The sequence below is a fragment of the Sphingomonas sp. NBWT7 genome (assembly GCF_014217605.1).
In the GTDB taxonomy this organism is placed as follows: domain Bacteria; phylum Pseudomonadota; class Alphaproteobacteria; order Sphingomonadales; family Sphingomonadaceae; genus Sphingomonas.
Genome location: NZ_CP043639.1, coordinates 1,343,411 through 1,364,465, shown reverse-complemented (window position 1 = coordinate 1,364,465; position 21,055 = coordinate 1,343,411). Strand labels below are relative to the sequence as shown.

Below are 21,055 nucleotides of genomic sequence, written 5' to 3'. Positions count from 1 at the left end.
AGCGTCCGCGCGATACAGGTACGGCAGATGCCGGAAGGAGGCCCGTGGGTCAGCTTAACGCAAGCGGCGTGCTGCTATCGCGGATGACAAGCCGCATCGGGACGGTTGGCGACGGGGGCGCTTCGTCCTCGATCAGGCTGATGAGCGTCGCGACCAGTGCCGCTCCCGCCGCGGCGCTATCCTGCTCGACGGTGGTGAGCGGCGGGGAGACGTGGCTTGCCGACAGGATGCCGTCGAACCCGACCAGCGCGATATCGGCGGGGATCGCCTTGTCGCTCAACCGGGCGGCCCGGATCGCGCCGATCGCCAGCAGATCGGAGGCCGCGAAGATCGCGTCGATCCGAGGGTTTGCGGCGAGCAACGCCAGCGTGGCCGCACAGCCTTCTTCCTCGCGCGACGAAGCAGGCCGATGAGGCGCTTCGACGAGATCGATCTCTGATCCTTGCAGCGCGTCGATATAGCCTTGCCGCCGGTCGGCATAGGCCGTCTGCCGTTCCCATCCGCCGCCAAGGAACGCGATCCGCGTCCGACCGCCGTCGATCAGATGCCGAACTGCCATCGCGGCGCCGCTGCGATTGTCGCAGCGCACGGTCGGCAGGGCGTCGTCGGGTGCGCCCCAGCAGACGACGTGCTCGCCGGCCGCGGCTGCACCGGCATAGAAGGTCCAGGCGGCATCGTTGCGCGCACTGCCAACGACGATGATTCCATCGGCGTCGCCGCCCTGGCTGAAGCCCGCGCGGAAGGTGTCGGGCGAACTCTGGAACGATACCAGTGTATCGTAGCCGCGCTCGGCCGCCGCCGCAGCGATCGCGCCGAGCAGGACGAGGTAGAAGGGGTTGGCCGCTGCCCGCGGCTGATCGGGCATGCCGAGGACGACGACAGCGAGGACGCCCGTCCTGCCGAAGCGCAGCTTCGATCCGCGCCGGTCGAGCCTGTAGTCGAGCTGCTGCGCCGCCTCGGCGACACGCGCCCGCGTCTCGGCGCTGACGGAAGGATCGCCACGTAGCGCGCGCGACACGGTGGGTTGCGATACCCCGGCCGCGGCGGCGACGTCGCGCGAGGTTGTGCGACGGATCATCGCGGCGTGGCGGCGCCACTCACCGGCTGGTCGCGCAAGAACGCGGCATAGGCGCTTACGATGCCGTCGGGGAGGGTGATGCGCGGGCGCCATCTTTGGTTGGTGAGCAGCGCGCTATCCATCAGCTTGCGCGGTGTGCCGTCGGGTTTGGTGGGGTCAGTGACGATGCGGCCGGTGAAGCCGACGGCGTTGCAGACCATCTGCGCGAGTTCGAGGATGGTCACGTCGCTACCCGAGCCGACGTTGACGTGGCCGTCGTCGGAATAGGTGCGCATCAGGAACACGCAGGCGTCGGCAAGGTCGTCGACGTGGAGGAACTCGCGCCGCGGCGTGCCGGTGCCCCAAATCTCGATGCTGTCGGCCCCGGCCAGCTTCGCCTCGTGTGCCTTTCGGATCAGCGCGGGCAGGACGTGGCTGGACTGAAGATCGAAATTGTCGCCCGGCCCGTAGAGGTTGGTCGGCATCGCCGAGATGAAGTCGCGCCCGTGCTGGCGACGGTACGCCTGCGCGAGCTTGATCCCGGCGATCTTGGCGATCGCATACCATTCGTTGGTCGGCTCGAGCGGGCCGGTGAGCAGCGCGTCCTCGGTGATCGGCTGGGGTGCCATCTTCGGGTAGATGCACGAGGAGCCGAGGAAGAGCAGCTTGTCGACGCCGTGCACGTGCGCCGCCTCGATCACGTTCGCCTCGATCATGAGGTTGTCGTAGAGGAAATCGGCCGGAAAGCTGTCGTTCGCGAGGATCCCGCCGACCTTGGCCGCGGCGAGGAACACCGCGTCGGGGCGGTTGGCGGCGAACCACGCGCGCACCGCCGCCTGATCCTTGAGATCGAGCTCGGCGCGCCCGGCGGTGAGCACTGTGCAATCCTCGCCCGCCAGCCGGCGCACGATCGCCGAGCCGACCATGCCGCGATGCCCGGCGACGAACACGCGCTTGCCGGCAAGGTCATAGGGCTGACCGATCATCTCAGGCGTCCTTGCCGATCGGCGCGGTCTTCATCACCTCGAGGTCGGCCATCACCATCTCGCGCGCGAGATCGCGCGGGCTTGTCTCGTGCACCCAGCCGAGCTTCTTCTTCGCCTTGGTCGGATCGCCGATCAGCAGGTCGACCTCGGTCGGGCGGAAGTAGCGCGGGTCGACCTCGACGAGGCATTTGCCCGTCTCGGTGCAATAGCCCTTCTCGTCGACGCCCTCGCCGTCCCAGCGCAGGGTGATGCCGGCATCGGCGAACGCCCATTCGACGAAGGTGCGCACCGGCGTCGTCTCGCCCGTCGCCAGCACATAGTCGTCCGCCTCGTCCTGCTGCAGCATCAGCCACATGCCGCGCACATATTCGCGCGCATGGCCCCAGTCGCGCTTGGCATCGAGGTTGCCGAGGTACAGCTTCTCCTGCCGCCCGAGCTTGATCGCCGCGACCGCGCGAGTGATCTTGCGCGTGACGAACGTCTCGCCGCGCAGCGGGCTCTCATGGTTGAACAGGATGCCGTTCGACGCGTGCATGCCGTACGCCTCGCGGTAGTTCACCACGATCCAGTAGGCGTAGAGCTTGGCGGCGGCATAGGGCGAGCGCGGATAGAAGGGCGTCGTCTCGCGCTGCGGCACTTCCTGGACGAGGCCGTAGAGCTCCGACGTCGAGGCCTGGTAGAAGCGGCAGGTCTTCTCCATGCCGAGGATACGGATCGCCTCGAGCAGGCGCAGCGTGCCGATGCCGTCGGCGTTGGCGGTGTACTCGGGCGTCTCGAAGCTCACCGCAACATGGCTCTGCGCGGCGAGGTTGTAGATCTCGTCGGGCTGCGTCTGCTGCACCAGGCGGATGAGATTGGTCGAATCGGTCAGGTCGCCGTAATGCAGGTGGAAGCGCGCGTTCTTCTCATGCGGATCCTGGTAGATGTTCTCGATCCGGCCCGTGTTGAACGACGAGGACCGCCGCTTCACACCGTGAACGCGATATCCCTTCGCAAGCAGAAGTTCGGACAGATACGCGCCGTCCTGCCCCGTCACGCCGGTGATCAAGGCGACTTTGCAATCCTTCACGTTCGACCCTCCCTTGTCCCGGCGCCTACGGCCTCGTCAGTCGAGCGACAAGGCGGGCGCGTCGCGTAGCGCGATCGCGCGCGCGAAGACGGCTTCGAACATTTCGGCGGTGAGGCGGCCGGTGTTCTGGTTGTAGCGCGAGCAATGGTAGCTATCGATCAGGATCCGCCCGTCGGGCATGCGGTGTTCGGCGAGGTGGCCGAATTTTGCCTTGGGCAGCTTGCCGCCGAGCGCCTTTACCGCCGACTGGTGCGCGATCTGGCCGAGCGCGATGAAGACGCGCGCCTTGGGCAGCGCGGCGAGCGGGGCTTCAAGAAAGGGGCGGCAGGTGCGGATTTCTTCGGGCGTCGGCTTGTTTTCGGGCGGCAGGCAGCGGACGGCGTTGACCAGCATCGCTTGCTTCAGGACGAGGCCGTCGTCGGGCCGTGCGTCGAATACCCCCTCACTGAATCCGAACTTGGCGAGCGTGGCGTAGAGCAGCTCACCCGCATAATCGCCGGTGAAGGGGCGGCCGGTGCGGTTCGCACCGTGCTTGCCCGGGGCCAGGCCGACGATGACGAGCCAGGCGTCGGGATCGCCGAAAGCGGGAACGGGGGCGTTCCACCACGCGGGATACTCGGCCTGCAACGTGTGGCGGAAGGCGACGAGGCGGGGGCAGAGCGGGCAATCGCGCGGCGGTTCGGTGGCGGGCAGCGGGGAGGGTGCGAAGTCCATCGCGGTGCGATACGCCGGGCGGCATGATCCGCTCAACCTATGTCGTCGCGCTCGGTTCGAATCGGCCCGGCCGGCATGGCGGGCCGGCGGCGGAGGTGGCGGCTGCGCTCGACGCGCTGGGGACCCTGGGAAGGATGACGGCGTCGCGGGTGATCACCAGCGCGCCGGTCGGCCCGTCGCTGCGGCGCTTCTGCAATGCGGTCGCGCTCGTTCGCGTAGCCGACGAACCGCTGGAAATGCTGCGGCGTCTCAAATCAATCGAGCGCGCATTCGGCCGCCGACGCGGCGAGCGATGGTCGGCGCGGGTAATCGATCTCGACATCGTCCTTTGGTCTGGCGGCGCTTTCCGCACCACCGACCTCGTCATTCCGCATCGACTGTTTCGCGAGCGCGACTTCGTGCTGCGTCCGCTGCTCGACATCGCCCCCTGTTGGCGCGATCCGATCACGCATCGCAGCGTACGCCAGCTTCACGCCCGGTTGACCAGCCGCCGCGCGCTCCCTAGGCGCGATATCGCTGGTGCGGGTCCGTAGCTCAGTTGGTAGAGCAAGCGACTTTTAATCGAGAGGTCCCGGGTTCGAGCCCCGGCGGACCCACCAGTATCCCCCCTTCCACTGGCACAAGCTGACAGTGACATTGGGCCAACCTATGGTGACACTGCCACGTTGCGCCTAAGCGCGCGAACAATTTGCCCCTGACTCAATAAACGGCGTAGAATGACCCAACCCGGGTGCCGGTCACGCCAGGCACCTATATTCCGTCGATCAGCTAGACGTTGCACCGCGCCGACGACGATAAGATCGAGGCCCGCTCATGCGATTCAAGAACCTGGAACGCTACCGCACCGGCGGCACTGGTAGCCGCATGGAGCTAAGCATCCCCGCGCCCACGACGCCGGATGGCCGCGTCTACAGGTTCTCGCCGAATGAGGACGCGCATCCCCGGCACTTCGTGCTCGGCGAAGCCGACCGTCCGGAAACGATCGACGACGCCGCCCGATCGCGCATGAAGCTCAAGCCCGGATCGCCGCAGACGGTCTGTCCATACAGCGGCGTAGTCGCCGACGACGACGAGTTCATGCACCCCGAAGACCGGGAGGCCGCGATCGAGATGGTCCGGCACGCCGCGATCGCCGACGTCGAGCAGCACCTCGGCGAGATGTTCGCGGGGTTGGCGCGGGGCCAGTCGAGGAACAGCCCGCTGAGGATCGAGGTGAAGACCGACAGGCGGGTCCGGCCCCGACCGCGCTTCTACCGATCCGACCTGCTGCGTGAACTGGTGTGCGACCATTGCGGCCGCGACTACGGCGTCTACGCGATCGGACTGTTCTGCCCAGACTGCGGCGCTCCCAACCTGCGCCTGCACTTCGCACGCGAGATCGACCTCGTCGAAGCGCAGGTCACGCTCGCGGATGGGCTTGACGCAGAGCACGAGGAACTCGCCTACCGCCTGCTCGGCAACGCCCACGAGGACGTGTTGACCGCGTTCGAGGCGACGATGAAGACGGTCTACCTGTTCGGGCGCGTCAACGCCTACTCGGCCGAGGCCGCGCCGCGGGTCGGCAACGACTTCCAGAACGTGGAGCGGGGCCAGCGCCGCTTCGCCGAACTGGCATTCGATCCATACGCCGCGCTGGATGACGCCGAACTCGCCGCGATGAAGTTGAACATCCAGAAGCGGCACGTCATCGGGCACAACCTCGGCGTCGTGGACGCGAAGTTCGCCGAGCAATCCGGCGACGCCGGGATCGGCGAGACGGTGCATCTCGTGGGCGAGGACATCCAGGGTTTCGCAAGGACGGCCCAGAAAGTGGTCGACGCGCTGGACGACTGGCTCGGCGGGGTCGTCGTCCCGCCGCGTGAGAGGGCGGATCCGGAGGAGGCGGAGGACGACATGGAAAGCAACCAAGCCGCCCGTCTTCGGCTGAGCGAGACCGCCTTTAGGATCGGTGTCTGGCTGACCGAGCATTCCGGTTACGGGCTGGTCACTTCGGCCGACGACGAAGCGCTGCAGGCGGCGTTGGCCGACCTTGCGCCGCGCGATCTCCAGGACGCGTTGGCCGAGCTGGAGGCGGACGGCTACATCGGCACCCAATCGTTCTTGAACCGGAAGATGCCCAGGGTCAGCTACCGGGCGGAGCTCTTCTCTACCTTCGATCCGATCGTCCGGGGGACCGACCCGACGCTCGACGCCGCCGAGATCGCGGACCTCGCGCTTGGGATGGACGGCACCGTCAACGTCGCCGAGCTTCACGAAAAGACCGGCTGGGAATTGCGCCGCTTCAACCCGGCGCTCGCGATCCTGGTGGGTCACGTCGATCAGCGGCGCGTCGGTGGCGGTGGCGGGCAATACGCGGCCCGCTACTTCGCGCTCATCGCGGCCGACCGCGTGGAGCTGAAGCGGTTCGTCGCCCGGCACGCGAAGGCGCGGTGATCCACAATGGCCCGCGCACGCTCCCGATACGATGAACTCCACGATCGGTTTGATCCGATCAAGACCAGGAAGGCGGGCACGCGCTACGAGCGCCTGACCGCCATGGTTCTGAAGGCGCTCAACAACAGGGACGTGGTGGTCCACGACGCGCGTCTCCGGGGCGATTCGGACGTCAAGCATCAGATCGACGTGAGGATCCAGCAGGACGGGGTGGACCGGCACATCATCGTCGAATGCAAGGACTTCGACATCGCCGGCGACAAGGTGGGGCTCGATATCGTGCGCTCGTTCCGTTCGGTCGTCGAGGACACCGACGCCGACGAGGCGATCATCGTCACCTGCAACGATTTCACCGAGGACGCCCGGAAATACGCCAAGGCCAAAGGTATCAAGCTGGCGGTCCTGCGGACCTTCGAGCCGGCCGATATGGCGGGGCGGATCCAGAAGGTCGTCCACACCATCACGATCCGCGGTGCGGTTTCGGTCGACGTCGAAATGCTGGCCTTCAGCGATGCCGGAGCCCAAGCCAGCTTTGCCAGAGAACTGACCGCTAACGGCCTTGGCGAGGTCTTTGGATCCGACGACCCGGTGTTCTTGGTGAAGGGAAGCGAGCGAGTCCAGTTCAACCGCTTCCTGACAAAGGCCGCAAACGCAGACGCAGATGCGAAGGGACATCCTGCGGGCGAGTGGAAGATGCAGCTTCCAGCGGACGGATGGCAGCTCTCGGTCGGGAATGGCCCCGGCATCGACTTTGCCGGCATCGTCCTCGGATACACGCTGGTCGACGAGAGCGAGGTCAGCGAGATCGTTTCGGATCGAATCGCAGAACTGATCGTAACCGACCTCGGCACAGCCGACCTGATCATCTTCGCCGATCAACTCGAGCGTCACCAGATCAGACCTGATGGCGAGGTGCTGTAGAAGGTCAGCGGCCGTAAACAACCTGTCGGGGTTGGGTCGTCCCGCCGTCAGCGGACCCATGGCATCCGGTAGGCGACGGATCCCGTCACTGCGAGCAACCGCCGACCCAGCGGGTATTCCTCCTCGGCGGTCCCCGCGACCCGCCAACCGCGCCCCCGCCACGCCTGGTGGTCGACGATCTCCTCGAGCAGCCGGCCGACGCTCGCGGCGAATATCGTCGCTGGCAGATCGAAGTCGAGCTCGACGCTCAGTTCCCCGAACCGCGTCTCGAGCAGCGCTGGACCGATCCTTGCCTCGACCTCGAGCGAATGGTCGACCACGTTGAGTGTGACATGGCCGCCGTCGGCACGGTTGAACCTGCCAGACAGCAACGGGTGCTGCGTGATCTGGGTCGGACCGCGAGATGAGAACTGCGACTGCCGGGCCATCATGTAATGGCGGGAGAGATGATGGGGGATCGGCAGCAGCGCCTTCGGGCCCTCCAATCGCGGGCGCGCCGGCCAACCGGGGCGCGGGCCTAACGTCCCGACGGCATCGTCCAGCATCACGCCCTCGATCGCCAGCAACGAAATGAGCAACGGCGACGCGGACCTGACGGCGGTGCCGATCTCGGCGCGGAAAGCCTCGAGTATCGCGGCGTCATGCTCCACGTCGATCTCGCGCTTGCGGGCGCGCGCCTGACGCCTGGCGTTGCGGATGCGCCGATGGTCGCCACTCGTCGGGGCGTCGAGCAGTCCCGGACCGGCCACCGGGACACCCGATCTCCGCGTCGCCATCAACGCGACAATCCGCCCGCCCCGACGATCACCGCCAGCAGATGGCGGGTTAGCGCGTCGGCACCCTTGTTGTAGGCGAGCTCGCCCCAAGCATCCCAGGCGTGGACGCGTTCCGCCAGCCAGGCGAACATGTCGTCGCGCGACGCCGCGTCGGCGAACGTCTGCGACCAGGCGACGTTCCTCGTCGGCATCCGCGCGCCGACCGTGATGCCGGTGAGCGTCACGAGGTGGCGCGTGCCGATGCGCTCACGCGCGAAGAGGTGGCGACGGAACCCCACCTCGCGCTCGAACGTCAGCAGCGCCCGCTCGCGGGCCTCGGTGTCGAGGCCCTTGGCGGCCGTGACGGCCGCCATGACCGCCGCCATGGGCAAGTGCTCGAAATCCGGCTCGCGTGTCGCCTGCAGCATCATCAACACCGACCTGCCCAAGTCGGTCAGTCCCCCCTCCAGCGGATTTCCCCACGGCGACGCCTTGATCATGCCGATCGACGCGAGCCAGCACTGGTGGAACCTCCACGCCAGCATGTCGCCGTCGAACAGGTCGTGCCGGCCCTCGCTGCCGTGCCACCCCGAGTGGATCGCGGTCATGACGCGCAGCATCAGCTCGTGCTGCTCGGGCGCGAAGTGGACGGGCGGGAAGCCGAGTTCACCCTGCCAGAAGGCGTCCCTCACGCTCCGCCACGTCCGGCCGCCCGCATCCTCGAGGCCACGGGGACCGGCGCGCAACCACCAGCCCCACGGGAGTTCGCCGAGATGGCGCTCGAACTCAGCCACGGCCACCCCCGCGGCTGGGGTCGAGACCGATCGGCGGCGGTCCGTCGCGCGGCGGCGCCTCGGTCCCGTCGGCGATGGCGCGCAGCTGCGCGGCCAGCGCGATCGTCTCGCGGACGACATAGGCGTCGTCGCGATAGATCCGGGCGAGTTCCGACGAAGACGTGGGCATGGCGCGGCGCCCGTCGCCGGGGATGAGATCGTAAGCGTGGTTGCAGCTGAACCCGAGCCACCACGCGTGGGGGTCCTGGACGCGGTGATCCGTCGCGTGCGCGACCTCGTGGTATACCGCCGGGCTCAGCTCGACGTGGCAGATGCGGCGCGCCTCGACCGCCAGGCGGCGGGCCGGGGTCGGTCCGGCCTGGCACAGCCGCGCATAGGTGATGCCGCCGTGGACCTCGATCCCGATGTCGGCGGGCACCGCCCCCTTGTCCCAACCCCACAGCGGGTGGTCGGACGGAACGCCGACGTAGCCGCAGAGGAAGCCGCCACGGGTGTCGCGCAGCATGATGCACTCGTAGCCGCTGGCCTCGTCGCGCCAGCTGACCTTGTCGGCCTCGCCGAGCCACTGTCCCGCGCCATCGGGATGGGACTCACGGTCGTAGTAGACCTCGGCGGCGGGGACGATGCACTCGCGGGTGGCGTAAGCGCGGCCGGTGACGAGGACGACGCCTTCGTCGCGCGCGACGTCGCCCCCCGTTCCGACCAGCTTGGCGACGGCGAGCTCGGAGCGGAGGACCGGCAGCAGCGTGTCGGCGGTGGCGGGCATGACCGCGGGCGCCGCCGGCTTACGCTTCGCGGGCGGCTTGCGCTGGCCGGCGGGGACGAGCGCGGTGGACTTAATCGGCTTCTTAGACATGTGGAAGTCTCCTTCATGGGCGGCAGTGCGGGGGCTGGGTCAGGCGGGATGCCGCGCTGATCTGACCGATCGCCGGAGCTGCCGGGTCGGCGGGTCGCGGCAGGGGGGCGTCCACATCAGCCCACCCACGGCATGCGGAAGGCCACCGAACCGGTCTCGACGACCAGCGTCTGGCCGGAGGACGGCGACGGCGGTTCCTCGACAGCGACGATCGGCCACGGGTGCCCGCGGAGCGATCGGTGGTCGATCACCTCGCCGATCCGCCGTCCGAGGATCGCTAGGGCGATCGTGTCCGGCAGCGGCGCGTCGAGCTCGACCCGCAGCACGCCGAAGAGCGTCTCCAGCCTCGCCGGACCGATCCGCGCCTCGACCTCAAGCGAATGCTCGACGACCTCGAGACAGGCCCAGTCGCTCCGCGAGAAGATGAACGGCACCGTGTGGCCGAAGCCGCGGCGGCGCACGGCCTCCCTGTCGCCATTGGGCGTGGCGATCACGAACCGACGGGGCGGTTCGCGCAGCCGCTGGAAGCGCGACGCCGGGTTGGACGACAGTGCCGGGTAGCGCGGCCAGTGCAGCCCCGGGTCGAGCCGGTGGAGCAGCCGATCGATCTCCTCCCCCGCCGAAACCACGAGCGATAGCAGGAAGGGCGACGCGGAGCGCACGTTCGTCCCGACCTCCTGCCGGAAGGCCGCGCGCCGCGCGCCCGGGTCCTCGCGATCCGCTTCCCTGACCGCGACGCGCGCGGCCCCCCTGGCCTCCCTGAACCGCTGCCGGTCGGACGCCGTCGCGGGATCCGTGAGCCGATAGGTGCGGACGGACGCGCCGCGGCCGCGGCTCACGACGGCCGCTCCGCGGGGGCGTAGCGTTCGTGCCACGTCACGCGCTCGACGATCGGCCCGAGCGCCCTGGGGTTCGCGCCGATCGAGTAAATGTGGCCGGCCAGCCACCATTCCTCCTCGCCGCGGCGCGCGTCGGGCACCTCCCGCCACCAGCACTTGGGATCGCCGGCGGCGTCCCAACGGTAGCCCCTCGCGCGCAACTCGTCCTTGAGCTCGAAGGCCGCACCGACCGCGCGGAAGCGCCAGCTGGGCGCACGGGCGGTCGCCAGCATCTCGGCGAGCGCGGTGCCGCCGTTCGGCAGGTGCTGCCGCAGGATCTGGATCACCGCGTCGACGTCGTCGCCGGCGCGATGGGCACCGTGGAAGTAGCCAGCCTGCGCGAGCAGCCAGCCGAGGGACCGTCCGTCGTAGCCGCCGGCCCGCCAGTCGATGTCCTTGCAACTGCAGCACCAGGCGAGGCCAGCTGCACCCGGCAGGCGGCGCTCGACATGCGCACGGTCGAAAACCGCGTTGTGCGCACAGACGAAGTCGGCGGACTTCAGCAGCCGCACAGCCGCGTCCTCGTCGATCACCTGGCCCGCCACTTCGGCGTCAGTCAGGCCGGTCAACCTGACGATGTCCTCGGGCAAATCGCGGCCCGGATCCTCGAGCCAGGAATAGCCCCGGTCGATCTTGACGATCACGCCGTCCTGATCCGCACGAAATCGGCGCAGCGCGAGCTCGATGACCTTGTCGTCGTCACCGAGGCCGCTGGTCTCGACGTCGACCACCACGCCGATGATTGTATTGATACGCCCGCCGACGCCGGTCTCGCCCTCGCGCACGTCGAGGCGGCGCAGCAGGCGCACGTCGTCTTCGCCGTTGACCGCGCACAGCGCGTCCGGCGCAGGAATCCCGTCCCGCATGGTCGTCTCCGGTTTTGGTAGCCCGTCACCTCGGGCAGGTCGGACCGGACAAGCGGCGGGTCCGACCGCCCAGAAATGGATCAGGCGAGGAAGCGCTGCTCGATGTTGAGGTCGAGGCCCGCCGCCAGCGGCGACGTCGGCTCGGCGTCGATCATCATCAGCGTGTCGCAGATCGCCTGCGACACGAGAGCCTCGACGATCGGCGACGTGTGGTCGAACCCGGTGACGATGGCGGCGTCCGCCGCCGCCGGTCCCATCCGCATGAAGAGGCGCCCCGCGATCTCCGCCTCGTCCGTCGCGAACGACGCGTGGAAGGCGTGCACGGTCTCGAAGCCGTCGTCATGCACGATGGTGGCCGTGAAGAGCCGCGGCTGCGTCCCGCCGGCCTGACGGAACGGGAGCACGTTGTCGTGGTGCGGACCGTCGGCCCGGCGCGGCCGCTTTGACTGGGGCGCGGCGGTAACCGTCCCGTCGCCGACGTCGCCGCCGTCGCTATCCGCAACCAGCGCGTCGATGTCGGCAGCGTCGGCGTCCAGCCCGAGCGACAGACCGTGAAGCAGGATGCCGCGCATGCACTCCTGCCGGGCGAGGCACGCGTCGATCGCGCTGGCTCCCCCGAACAAGGCGCGCGGCGCGAGCAGCCAGCTCATCGGGTCGTGCTCAGCAGCCTCGCGCTGGAACCGCGCGCCGGTCTCGGCGGCGACGAGCGCCAGACGGACCAGCCCGCGACGCGTGGTCGTGACGGCGGCGTCGGTCGGGGCGTCGTCGTCCAACGGGTCTTCGTATCGCACCAGCGGCATAGCCGCCGCGGCGGGCACATCGAACATCGTCATCATGTCCATGCGTCGTCTCCATCCGCCGATCCCTTCACGTGCACCCGCCCGGCGGTGAGGCGTCATGCAACCCTGAAGTAGCTACAGGGTTCTGATAGTTCAACCCTTCTAGATATGTCGAAATGTGATTGATGTGTCCCGTTCTGGATCGGTCACCGGACAGGCGGCTTGCGGAGGCTGTCGCTTCGGTTATTCTGGAGGAATGGAAAAGATGAAGGCGATCACGATCATGAGCGCGCTGGCCCAGCCGACCCGGCTGGCCGTCTTCTCACTCCTCGCGCGCGCGGGCGACGAGGGAATGACCGCCGGCGAACTCGCCGAGAAGACCGGCACGCCTGCGAACACGATGAGCAGCCACTTGACGATCCTCAGTCAGGCAGGGCTCGCTACCTCGCGCCGGGCCGGCCGCAACATCTTCTACCGCGCCGTGCCCGACGCCATCCGTCAGCTGACGGTCTTCCTGATCAAGGACTGCTGCGACGGCTGCGCCGAGGTGTGCGGCCACCTGCAGGACGATCTTAACGAGTGCCAGCGCGGACGGGAGCGGCGAACGGCGGGATCGACAAAGGTCGTATCGGGAAAAGCCGATCCTTCTTGATTGGGCATAATACATCGGTTATCGCCGATGAATGATCGACAGCGAAGCCCTCGCCGCACTTGCGGCCCTCGCACACCCGACACGCCTGGACACCTTCCGCGCGCTCGTAGCGCATGAGCCGGAAGGCCTGACGACAGGCCAACTGGTCGAGCGTGCGGCCCTGTCGCAGAGCACCTTCTCCACGCATCTGGCCGTGCTGGCGAAGGCGGGGCTCGTGTCGACCGAACGCCGCGGCCGCAACTTCGTGCAGCGAGCCGACATCGCCGCGCTCCGCGCGCTCATGCTCTTCCTGGCCAAGGACTGCTGCCAGAGTCGGCCGGAACTGTGCGAGCCGCTGCTCGCCGAACTCGCCTGCTGCTGACCCGGAGCTGACCCATGACCACCGACGCAATTATCTACCACAACCCCGAATGCGGCACGTCCCGCAATGCGCTGGCCATGATCCGGAACGCCGGCATCGAGCCGCATGTGATCGAGTACCTGAAGACGCCGCCCTCGCGCGCGATGCTCGTCCAGCTCATCGAGCGCGCGCGTCTCACCCCGCGTCAGCTGCTGCGCGAGAAGGGCACGCCCTACGCCGAGCTCGGCCTCGACGACGATGCGCTGAGCGACGACGCGCTCGTCGACGCGATGATGGCCCACCCGGTCCTGATCAACAGGCCGCTGGTCGTGACGCCGCTTGGAGTGCGCCTCTGCCGTCCGTCCGAAGCCGTCCTCGACATCCTGCCGGAGCCGCAGCGCGGCGCGTTCGCCAAGGAGGACGGCGAGCGGGTCGTCGACGCCGACGGCCGCCGGCTGGGCTGATGGGCACCTTCGAACGATATCTGTCGGTCTGGGTCGCGCTGTGCATCGTCGCGGGAATAGCGCTCGGCCAGGCGGCGCCCGGCGTCTTCGCCGCGATCGCCTCGGCCGAGGTCGCGCGCGTGAACCTCGTGGTCGCCGCACTGATCTGGCTGATGATCGTCCCCATGCTGCTCAAGATCGACTTCGGCGCGCTCGGCTCGGTCCGTCAGCATTGGAAGGGCGTCGGCGTTACGCTGTTCGTGAACTGGGCGGTCAAGCCGTTCTCGATGGCGGCGCTCGGCACCGTGTTCCTCGGCTGGCTGTTCGCGCCGCTGCTGCCGGCGGGGGAGATCCAGGCCTACATCGCCGGCCTGATCCTCCTGGCCGCGGCGCCGTGCACGGCCATGGTGTTCGTCTGGTCGAACCTGTGCGGGGGCGAACCGACCTACACGCTCAGCCAAGTGGCGCTGAACGACCTGCTGATGGTGTTCCTGTTCGCGCCGCTTGTCGCGCTGCTGCTCGGCGTCGCCTCGGTGACCGTCCCCTGGGACACGCTTCTGCTCTCCGTCGTGCTCTACATCGTCGTGCCGGTGATCGTCGCGCAGGTCATCCGCCGGGCGCTACTCGGAGGCGGAGGTCAGGCCGCACTGGACCGGCTGCTCGGCACGCTCGGCCCGGCCTCGCTCGTCGCGCTGCTCGCCACCCTGGTCCTGCTCTTCGGCTTCCAGGGCGAGCAGATCGTGGCCCAGCCCCTCGTCATCGCGCTGATCGCGGTTCCGATCCTCATCCAGGTCTACCTCAACGCCGGCATCGCATACTGGCTGTCCCGCCGGCTCGGCGTGGCGTGGTGCGTCGCGGCGCCGGCCGCGCTGATCGGAGCGTCCAACTTCTTCGAGCTCGCGGTGGCGGCGGCGATCTCGCTGTTCGGCCTGAAGAGCGGCGCCGCGCTGGTCGAGGTGCCCGTGATGCTGAGCGTGGTCGCGATCGTGAAGCGCACGCGGCGCTGGTATGAGGGTGTGCCCGCATGAGCCGCACGACCTTCGCTCCGCTGGCGAGCGGAGCCCACGACGTGCTCCGCCTGGCGCTCGACGCCGCCGGACTGCCCACCGACGACCTCGATCGGCCCGGCCGCGCGTTCTTCGGGCTGTCCGACGAACAGGGGCCGATCGGCTTCGTCGGGCTGGAAGGCGACGGTGCCGACCGGCTGCTACGCTCGCTCGTGGTGCTGCCCAGCCGCAAGCGGCAGGGCCATGGCGGCCTGCTCGTGGCGCGTGTCGAGGCGCTCGCCCGCCGTGATGGGGTCGAGCGGCTGCATCTGTTGACTAACACCGTCGCGGACTTCTTCCGCGCGCGGGGATACCGGCCGGCCAGCCGCGCCGACGCGCCCGCCCCGATCGCCGCCACCGCCCAGTTCTCATCCCTGTGCCCCGGCAGCGCCGCCTACCTCGTCAAGGAAATCGCATGAGCCGCCTGCGCCAGGTCCACGACGTCGACGTGCTGCCGGCGCTGGACCCATCGTTTGTCCTGCCGCGGCCCGCAGTCGGCCTCGGCGACGACCAACCGCCGCCGCGCATCCTGCTGCTATACGGATCGCTGCGCCAGCGGTCCTTCTCCCGCTTGGCCACCGAGGAGGCGGCGCGCCTCCTCGAGCTGTTCGGTGCCGAGACGCGTATCTTCGACCCGTCCGACCTGCCGCTGCCGGATCAGATCGCGGGCGACGACCATCCCGCCGTCCACGAACTTCGCGAGCACGCGCTGTGGTCGGAAGGGATGGTCTGGTGCAGCCCGGAGCGGCATGGCCAGATCACCGGCATCATGAAGGCGCAGATCGACCACCTGCCGCTCGAGATGAAGGGGATGCGGCCGACGCAGGGACGCACGCTCGCGGTCATGCAGGTCTCCGGCGGGTCGCAGTCGTTCAACGCGGTCAACACGTTGCGTCTGCTCGGCCGCTGGATGCGGATGTTCACCATTCCCAACCAGTCGTCGGTCGCGATGGCCTACAAGGAGTTCGACGAGACCGGCCGGATGCGTCCCTCCAGCTATTACGACCGCATCGTCGACGTGATGGAGGAGCTGGTGCGCTTCACGGTGCTGATGCGACCGCACTCGGAACAGCTGGTCGACCGTTATTCGGAGAGGAAGGCGGCTGGACGCGTCACGACGGAGGTGCCCGACCATTCCGCCATCGCGATCTCGAGCAGCTGACCAAAAAGATCCCGAATATAGCTGGAATATATTCGGGCGGACCGGGAGCATCCACCTGACTGACGGGCTTGTGGAAGGTCCTGACGTCGCCTGGCCGGGCGACCGGCGGCGTGCCGGCCGCCGGTCGACCCGCCGTCAGGTCAGAACCAGGCCTGCACCGCCATCATCCATGAGCCAACCGTCGCGACGGCGGGTTCGAGTGCCCTGATCAGATCCTGCTGATGCTGCACGGCGTAATTGAACATCAGCCCGCCCGCAGCTGCCACGGCCCCCTTGACGAGATTGCCGGGCGCTTCCGCGACCTGCTGCCTCACCCACGACAGGAATCGGCGGAAGCGCGTCTCGGCCAGCGCCAGCTTCTCGGCATCGGCGTCGTTCTCGCGGTCGGGCTTCGCCAGCTCCGTCCGGACCTCCTCGATGCTTTCCTGGACCGCTGCCAGGTCGATCACGCCGTCCAAATCCTCGGGCGGCCGATTGTGGCCGATCCCGGCCGCGCCGGTCTCATCATCGTCGCGCAGCTTGAGCAGCGCCGCGACATGGCCCTCGATGCGGTCGAGCTGTCCGCCGAGCGCCTCCAGCTGATCGCTCAGCGAGGCGGATGCCGGACCTCCGCCCAACTCCAGCCCCTCATCCGGTTCGTCGTAATCGTCGGGCTGGATGCGGCCGTCCGACGGGGCCCAGTCATAGATGCCGTCCGATTGGACCTCGTCGACCGCCTCCTCGATCTCGTCCTGCTCGGCCTCCGGGAAGGTCGAGCTGATCTGGTCCAGCGCGTCGTATGGTCCGCCCCAGATGTATTGATACCCACCCTCTGCGCTTTCGTGCGGGGTATGCTCGGCCGGATCCTCGAAGTTGTCGAGGAACCACTCCACCATGGCCTCGACGCGCTCCTCGCGCTCGAGCCCGTCGAGCGAAGGCGGGGCTGACGCATCCTTCAGTTCCAGCCCCGAACTCATTTGGTATCCCCGCTTTTCGCGTCGTCGCCGAACGCCTCCAGGATGCGGCAGTCGCCGACCGTGCCGCCCGCGCAGTTCGAGATGATGGCTGAGAGCTCGCGGCGCAGACCGCGCAGATCGGCGATCTTGCGGTCCACGTCGGCCAGGTGCTTCGACGCGATCGCGTCGATCGTGTCACACGACCGATCGCGCTGACGGGCGAGGTCCAGCATCGCCCTGATCTCCTCGAGCGTGAAGCCCAGGTCGCGTGTCTTCCGGATGAAGCGCAGCCTGTCGAGATCGCCTGTCGAATAGGACCGGTAGTTGCCGCCCGTCCTGGCTGGCGGCGCGATCAGGCCCGCCCGCTCGTAATAGCGGATCGTCTCCACCTTCACGCCGGTCGCGGCCGCCAGTCGTCCGATCGTCAGGTCGGCCACTAAAACCCCTTGAGTCTCTAGTTGCTACAGGGTCCATATACCCATCCACGTCGAGTCGCACGAGGTGGAAATGGCCTGCAGCAGCTGCGCGTCGGGGAATCCCGACCCCAACAACAGCCCTTCCTGGCGCCGCGCGCTGTGGATCGCCCTCGCCGTGAACGCGACCATGTTCGTCGCCGAGATGGCGGCGGGCGTCGCGGGCGGCTCGAAGGCGCTGCAAGCGGACGCGCTCGACTTCCTAGGGGACGCCGCGAATTACGCGATCAGCCTCGGCGTCGCGGGCATGGCGCTGGCCTGGCGGGCCCGGGCGGCCCTGCTGAAGGGCGGCACGCTGGCGCTGCTCGGCATGTACGTGCTTGCCACGACAGCGTGGGCGGTCTGGCACGGCGGCACTCCCGAGGCCGAGGTCATGGGCGTCGTGGGGGTCGCGGCGCTCGTCGCCAACGCCGCCGTCGCGCTGATGCTCTACCGCTACCGCACGGGCGACGCGAACATGCGCTCGGTCTGGATCTGCTCACGCAACGACGCAATCGGCAACGTCGCGGTCGTGCTCGCCGCAGCCGGCGTGTTCGGAACCGGCACCGCCTGGCCCGACCTCATCGTCGCCGGGATCATGGCCGCGCTGGGCATCACCGGCGGCATCCAGATCATCCGGCAGGCGCGCTCCGAGCTGAGCGGCGGCCGCCGGGATCATGTCCTACAGAGGGGAGCAGCGTGATGCCGGACCGCACCTGGGCGACACTTCGCGAACTCATCGGGCAGGAACTGGAGCGACACGACGCTTCAGCTGCCATCGGGGACACCGGCGCCGCGTGGTGGGCGCTCGAGCGCGCCCACATACTGTCACAGCCTAATCTTCCCCTGCATCTGCGCGTGCACTGGGCCATGCTCGGATATGCAATCCGATTGGGCGACCTGCGCGAAATCGCCGGGCAGACACTGCGGCTTGCACTCGCGCCGATCGGCTCGCTGACCGGGCGGATACCCGTCGGCAACACGGGGCGTTCCAACGTCAGCGCCTTCCAGCCCATGCCGATCCCCGCAGACCTGCGTGCCGCGATCGATGCGGAGCCAAAGCCGTGATCGCTCCGCCGCTGACACGTCCGTCCGACGGTGCTATGCGGTCCATCGTGTCACGCATGCTGCGCTTCCTGATGGGCCTCGCGCTCCTTGCCTCCATGGGGCTAAGCGTGACCGCGCACGCGAACGAACAGATGTGCATCCCCGGCGTCGAGGCCTCAGGAGTCGCCGGTCACGTCGACGGCGACGCCGACCAGGTCCCTGCCGATTCCGAGAAGGGGTATCCCCACCACCACGGTGGCTGCCACGGCCACCACGTCGCGGCGCCCCTCGAACGGGTCGCGCACGCCGCCCCGCCGACGAGCACCCGCGAACACATGACCGGCGAGAGCGCCGAACTCACCATGGTCCAGGTCGATTCCGCACTGAGACCGCCGATCGCCTGACGTGCGCCGCGCCGCCGGCAACGGCGGTCCGTCCCCATGTCAGGAGCAATCCATGCATCGCATCATCGCGGCCACGCTGGCCGCATCCGTCTGCGCATCGTCCGCGCAGGCGCAGACCAGTCCGCCGGCCACCGCGCAGGACGGGCTCACGCTCGAACAGGCGCTCGAACTAGCCGGCGCGAACGCGCCCGGCATCGGCGCGGCCGACGCCGGGGTCAGGGCCGCCGAGGCGCAGCGCCGCTCCGCCGGGCTGAGGCCCAACCCGTCGGTCAACGTCGAGGTCGAGAACATCGTCGGCACGGGCGCCTACAGCGGCATCCGTGGCGCCGAGACGACCGTCGGCATGTCCCTGCCGCTGGAGCTGGGCGGCAAGCGTTCCGCGCGGATCGCCGTGGCCGACACGCAGACCGCACGCGCGCGGCTGGCCGTGACGGTGGCACGCGCAGACCTGCGGCTCCGCGTGATCCAGGCCTACAACGCGGCGGCCGCTGCGGAACGCCGCGTGCTGGTCGCGGGCGACCAGCGCCGCATCGCCGACGAGGGCCTGCGGGCCGCCAACGTGCGGGTGCGCGCCGGCCGCGCGTCGCCGCTTGAGGAGCAGCGCGCCGAGGTCGCCCGCATCAACGCGGACACGGCGCTGGCGCAGGCCGAGCGGGCCGTGACGCTTGCGCGGGGCAACCTCGCCCGTCTCGTCGGGCGCGATCCCAGCGCCCTCGACCTCGGCTGGTTCGACCGGGTCATGGCCGACGTCGGCCCGAGGCTCGCCGCCAGCCCGGAGGGAACGCTCGCGCTCGCCATGGCCGAGGCCGAGGTCGCGACCGCCAACGCTCAGGTGCGGCTCGCGCGCAGTCAGCGGATCCCCGACCTGACGCTCAGCGCGGGCGCACGCCGGCTGGAGGCGACCAACGACATCGCGGCGGTGTTCGGCGTCAGCCTGCCGATCCCGCTGTTCAACAACGGCCGCGCGGGCATCGATGTCGCCCGGGCCCAGAAGGACCAGGCCGAGGCGCTGCGACGCGTCGCCCTGCTGGACGTGCAGCAGGCGATCGCCGACGCCGAGACAGACCTCGCCAACGCGGAGGCGAACGCGCGCACGGCGACGGGGCCTGCCCTCGCCGCGGCGCAGGAGGCCGCGCGCATCGCCCGGATCGGCTACCGCGAGGGCAAGTTCGGGCAGCTCGACCTGCTCGAGGCCGAGCGCACGCTCGCCCAGACCCGCGCCGTCGCGATCGACGCGCTCGCCGCATACCACGACGCACAGGCGCGCCTGGAGCGGCTCACCGCCCGCGCGCCCCTAGACACGGAAGTCCAGCCATGAAGAAGACGATCCTGCGGGCGCTTGTCCCTGCGACCCTAGCGCTGGCGCTCGCCGGCTGTGGCGGCGGCACAGATGCGCCGGCCGAGAACACCGCCAACGAGCACGCGGCCGAGGAAGGCCACACCGAGGAAGGCGTGGTCACGCTCACCCAGCAGCAGATCACCGAAGCGGGCATAGAGGTCGTCCGGCCGACGGTGGGGGGCGTCGCCGGCGCCATCGAGGTGAGCGCCACCATCGAAGGCGATCCGCAGGGCGTGCAGGTCGCCTCCGCCGCGATCGGCGGGCGGCTCGTCTCGCTGACCAGGAACCTCGGCCAATCCGTCGGGCGCGGCGACGTGCTCGCCGTGATCGAGAGCCGCGAGGCCGCATCGCTGAAGGGCGAGATCGAGGCGGCGCGCGCCCGCGCGGCGCTGGCACAGTCGAACCTCCGCCGCGAGCAGCGCCTGTTCGCCGAGCGCGTCTCGCCCGAGCAGGACCTGATCGCCGCCCGCACCGCCGCGACCGAGGCCAACATCGCGCTTCGCCTCGCCCAGCAGCAGCTCGCCGCGACCGGCGGCGGCGGCGGGGCCCTCAACCGCGTCACCGTGCGCTCGCCCATCTCGGGGCAGGTCATCGCCCGGTCGGCGACGCTCGGCCAGACGGTCGCCGCCGACGCGGAGCTGTTCCGCATCGCCAACCTATCGAAGGTCTCTGTGGCCATGTCGCTGCTCCCGGCCGACGCCGGACGCGTGCAGCCCGGCGCCCAGGTCGAAGTCACGGGCCCCGGGCGCCGGCAGGCGGCACGGGTCACGTTCGTGTCGCCGGTCCTTGATGAAACCACCCGGCTGGTGCCGGTCATCGCGACCCTCGACAACGGCGGCAACACCTGGCGCGTGGGCGAGACCATCAACGCGTCGATCATCGTGCCGGCAGGCGGCGACCGGACCGTCGCGGTGCCGTCGGCGGCCGTCCAGATGATCGAGGACAAGCCGCACGTCTTCGTGCGCACCGCCACCGGCTTCAAGGCCGTGCCGGTGACGCTCGGCCGGCGCAACGGCGGCCAAGTCGTCGTCACGGTCGGTCTCAACGGTGGCGAACGCATCGCGTCCACCAACTCCTTCACCCTCAAGGCCGAGCTCGGAAAGGGCGAAGCCGAGCACGAGGACTGA

At 69.0% G+C, this 21,055-nt stretch carries 26 protein-coding genes and 1 tRNA gene; 15 read left to right on the top strand and 12 right to left on the bottom strand.

Annotated elements, in window-relative coordinates; all coding sequences use genetic code 11:
- Positions 1–49: 49 nt before the first annotated feature.
- The 4 genes from F1C10_RS06865 to F1C10_RS06850 are packed head-to-tail and all read right to left on the bottom strand — an operon-like array spanning position 50 to position 3,826.
- Complete coding sequence (locus F1C10_RS06865; protein ID WP_185209764.1) at positions 50–1,078, bottom strand: LacI family DNA-binding transcriptional regulator; 1,029 nt, start codon at positions 1,076–1,078, stop codon at positions 50–52.
- The gene (locus F1C10_RS06860; protein ID WP_185209763.1) at positions 1,075–2,043 is read right to left on the bottom strand and encodes a GDP-L-fucose synthase; all 969 of its coding nucleotides are present in this window, start codon (positions 2,041–2,043) and stop codon (positions 1,075–1,077) included. The genes F1C10_RS06865 and F1C10_RS06860 overlap by 4 nt, the downstream gene beginning before the upstream one ends.
- Position 2,044: 1 nt before the next feature.
- Positions 2,045–3,112, bottom strand: coding sequence for a GDP-mannose 4,6-dehydratase (gmd, locus tag F1C10_RS06855; RefSeq protein ID WP_185209762.1), 1,068 nt, complete (start codon positions 3,110–3,112; stop codon positions 2,045–2,047).
- A 36-nt stretch (positions 3,113–3,148) separates the two neighbouring features.
- The gene (locus F1C10_RS06850) at positions 3,149–3,826 is read right to left on the bottom strand and encodes a uracil-DNA glycosylase (RefSeq protein ID WP_185209761.1); all 678 of its coding nucleotides are present in this window, start codon (positions 3,824–3,826) and stop codon (positions 3,149–3,151) included.
- 23 nt (positions 3,827–3,849) lie between these two features.
- Between F1C10_RS06850 and folK the strand changes: the two genes are divergently transcribed.
- From folK to F1C10_RS06830, 4 genes are all read left to right on the top strand, one after another.
- Entirely contained in the window at positions 3,850–4,359 is a 510-nt protein-coding gene (gene folK / locus F1C10_RS06845) for a 2-amino-4-hydroxy-6-hydroxymethyldihydropteridine diphosphokinase (protein WP_185209760.1), read from the top strand.
- Positions 4,350–4,425, top strand: a tRNA-Lys gene (locus F1C10_RS06840). Before folK ends, F1C10_RS06840 begins: the two co-directional genes overlap by 10 nt.
- Positions 4,426–4,639: 214 nt before the next feature.
- Positions 4,640–6,259 (top strand): hypothetical protein, encoded by a 1,620-nt coding sequence (locus tag F1C10_RS06835; protein ID WP_185209759.1) that lies wholly within the window; start codon positions 4,640–4,642, stop codon positions 6,257–6,259.
- A gap of 6 nt (positions 6,260–6,265) precedes the next feature.
- Complete coding sequence (locus F1C10_RS06830; RefSeq protein ID WP_185209758.1) at positions 6,266–7,180, top strand: restriction endonuclease; 915 nt, start codon at positions 6,266–6,268, stop codon at positions 7,178–7,180.
- Between the two features lie 47 nt (positions 7,181–7,227).
- On the opposite strand, the gene F1C10_RS06825 is transcribed toward F1C10_RS06830, so the two are convergent.
- The 6 genes from F1C10_RS06825 to F1C10_RS06800 all read right to left on the bottom strand — a co-directional run bounded on the left by F1C10_RS06825 (position 7,228) and on the right by F1C10_RS06800 (position 12,171).
- Entirely contained in the window at positions 7,228–7,929 is a 702-nt protein-coding gene (locus tag F1C10_RS06825; protein ID WP_185209757.1) for a hypothetical protein, read from the bottom strand.
- 26 nt (positions 7,930–7,955) lie between these two features.
- Positions 7,956–8,729, bottom strand: a complete 774-nt coding sequence (locus F1C10_RS06820; protein WP_185209756.1) for a hypothetical protein — start codon at positions 8,727–8,729, stop codon at positions 7,956–7,958.
- Positions 8,722–9,585, bottom strand: coding sequence for a hypothetical protein (locus F1C10_RS06815; protein ID WP_185209755.1), 864 nt, complete (start codon positions 9,583–9,585; stop codon positions 8,722–8,724). Before F1C10_RS06815 ends, F1C10_RS06820 begins: the two co-directional genes overlap by 8 nt.
- A 116-nt stretch (positions 9,586–9,701) precedes the next feature.
- On the bottom strand, positions 9,702–10,424 hold the full coding sequence (locus tag F1C10_RS06810) for a hypothetical protein (protein ID WP_185209754.1): 723 nt from the start codon (positions 10,422–10,424) through the stop codon (positions 9,702–9,704).
- Positions 10,421–11,329 carry a 3'-5' exonuclease gene (locus F1C10_RS06805; protein WP_185209753.1) on the bottom strand — a complete coding sequence of 303 codons (909 nt, stop codon included), beginning with the start codon at positions 11,327–11,329 and terminating at the stop codon, positions 10,421–10,423. Before F1C10_RS06805 ends, F1C10_RS06810 begins: the two co-directional genes overlap by 4 nt.
- A gap of 80 nt (positions 11,330–11,409) precedes the next feature.
- Complete coding sequence (locus F1C10_RS06800; RefSeq protein ID WP_185209752.1) at positions 11,410–12,171, bottom strand: hypothetical protein; 762 nt, start codon at positions 12,169–12,171, stop codon at positions 11,410–11,412.
- 202 nt (positions 12,172–12,373) lie between these two features.
- Here F1C10_RS06800 and F1C10_RS06795 point away from each other — a divergent pair, with 202 nt between their 5' ends.
- The 6 genes from F1C10_RS06795 to arsH are packed head-to-tail and all read left to right on the top strand — an operon-like array spanning position 12,374 to position 15,751.
- A complete protein-coding gene (locus F1C10_RS06795) occupies positions 12,374–12,760 on the top strand; it encodes a metalloregulator ArsR/SmtB family transcription factor (RefSeq protein WP_308458081.1) in 387 nt (128 codons plus the stop codon).
- A gap of 31 nt (positions 12,761–12,791) precedes the next feature.
- Positions 12,792–13,121, top strand: coding sequence for a helix-turn-helix transcriptional regulator (locus F1C10_RS06790; protein WP_185209750.1), 330 nt, complete (start codon positions 12,792–12,794; stop codon positions 13,119–13,121).
- A gap of 14 nt (positions 13,122–13,135) precedes the next feature.
- Positions 13,136–13,564 carry an arsenate reductase (glutaredoxin) gene (arsC, locus tag F1C10_RS06785; RefSeq protein ID WP_185209749.1) on the top strand — a complete coding sequence of 143 codons (429 nt, stop codon included), beginning with the start codon at positions 13,136–13,138 and terminating at the stop codon, positions 13,562–13,564.
- Positions 13,564–14,571 carry an ACR3 family arsenite efflux transporter gene (gene arsB / locus F1C10_RS06780; protein ID WP_185209748.1) on the top strand — a complete coding sequence of 336 codons (1,008 nt, stop codon included), beginning with the start codon at positions 13,564–13,566 and terminating at the stop codon, positions 14,569–14,571. Before arsC ends, arsB begins: the two co-directional genes overlap by 1 nt.
- Positions 14,568–15,008 carry an arsenic resistance N-acetyltransferase ArsN2 gene (gene arsN2, locus F1C10_RS06775; RefSeq protein WP_185209747.1) on the top strand — a complete coding sequence of 147 codons (441 nt, stop codon included), beginning with the start codon at positions 14,568–14,570 and terminating at the stop codon, positions 15,006–15,008. The genes arsB and arsN2 overlap by 4 nt, the downstream gene beginning before the upstream one ends.
- Positions 15,005–15,751, top strand: coding sequence for an arsenical resistance protein ArsH (gene arsH, locus F1C10_RS06770; protein ID WP_185209746.1), 747 nt, complete (start codon positions 15,005–15,007; stop codon positions 15,749–15,751). Before arsN2 ends, arsH begins: the two co-directional genes overlap by 4 nt.
- A 140-nt stretch (positions 15,752–15,891) precedes the next feature.
- On the opposite strand, the gene F1C10_RS06765 is transcribed toward arsH, so the two are convergent.
- Both F1C10_RS06765 and F1C10_RS06760 read right to left on the bottom strand, forming a co-directional pair.
- A complete protein-coding gene (locus tag F1C10_RS06765; protein ID WP_185209745.1) occupies positions 15,892–16,707 on the bottom strand; it encodes a hypothetical protein in 816 nt (271 codons plus the stop codon).
- The gene (locus tag F1C10_RS06760; protein WP_185209744.1) at positions 16,704–17,123 is read right to left on the bottom strand and encodes a helix-turn-helix domain-containing protein; all 420 of its coding nucleotides are present in this window, start codon (positions 17,121–17,123) and stop codon (positions 16,704–16,706) included. The genes F1C10_RS06765 and F1C10_RS06760 overlap by 4 nt, the downstream gene beginning before the upstream one ends.
- A gap of 70 nt (positions 17,124–17,193) precedes the next feature.
- On the opposite strand from F1C10_RS06760, the gene F1C10_RS06755 reads away from it, so the two are divergent.
- From F1C10_RS06755 to F1C10_RS06735, 5 genes are read left to right on the top strand one after another with little or no spacing between them, the layout of a single operon-like run.
- Positions 17,194–17,841 (top strand): cation transporter, encoded by a 648-nt coding sequence (locus tag F1C10_RS06755; protein WP_185209743.1) that lies wholly within the window; start codon positions 17,194–17,196, stop codon positions 17,839–17,841.
- Positions 17,841–18,206, top strand: coding sequence for a DUF3703 domain-containing protein (locus tag F1C10_RS06750; RefSeq protein ID WP_185209742.1), 366 nt, complete (start codon positions 17,841–17,843; stop codon positions 18,204–18,206). The genes F1C10_RS06755 and F1C10_RS06750 overlap by 1 nt, the downstream gene beginning before the upstream one ends.
- A gap of 56 nt (positions 18,207–18,262) precedes the next feature.
- On the top strand, positions 18,263–18,589 hold the full coding sequence (locus F1C10_RS06745; RefSeq protein ID WP_185209741.1) for a hypothetical protein: 327 nt from the start codon (positions 18,263–18,265) through the stop codon (positions 18,587–18,589).
- Between the two features lie 52 nt (positions 18,590–18,641).
- Positions 18,642–19,907 carry a TolC family protein gene (locus tag F1C10_RS06740; RefSeq protein ID WP_185209740.1) on the top strand — a complete coding sequence of 422 codons (1,266 nt, stop codon included), beginning with the start codon at positions 18,642–18,644 and terminating at the stop codon, positions 19,905–19,907.
- Positions 19,904–21,055: an efflux RND transporter periplasmic adaptor subunit gene (locus tag F1C10_RS06735; protein ID WP_185209739.1), complete on the top strand. Its 1,152-nt coding sequence runs from the start codon at positions 19,904–19,906 to the stop codon at positions 21,053–21,055. Before F1C10_RS06740 ends, F1C10_RS06735 begins: the two co-directional genes overlap by 4 nt.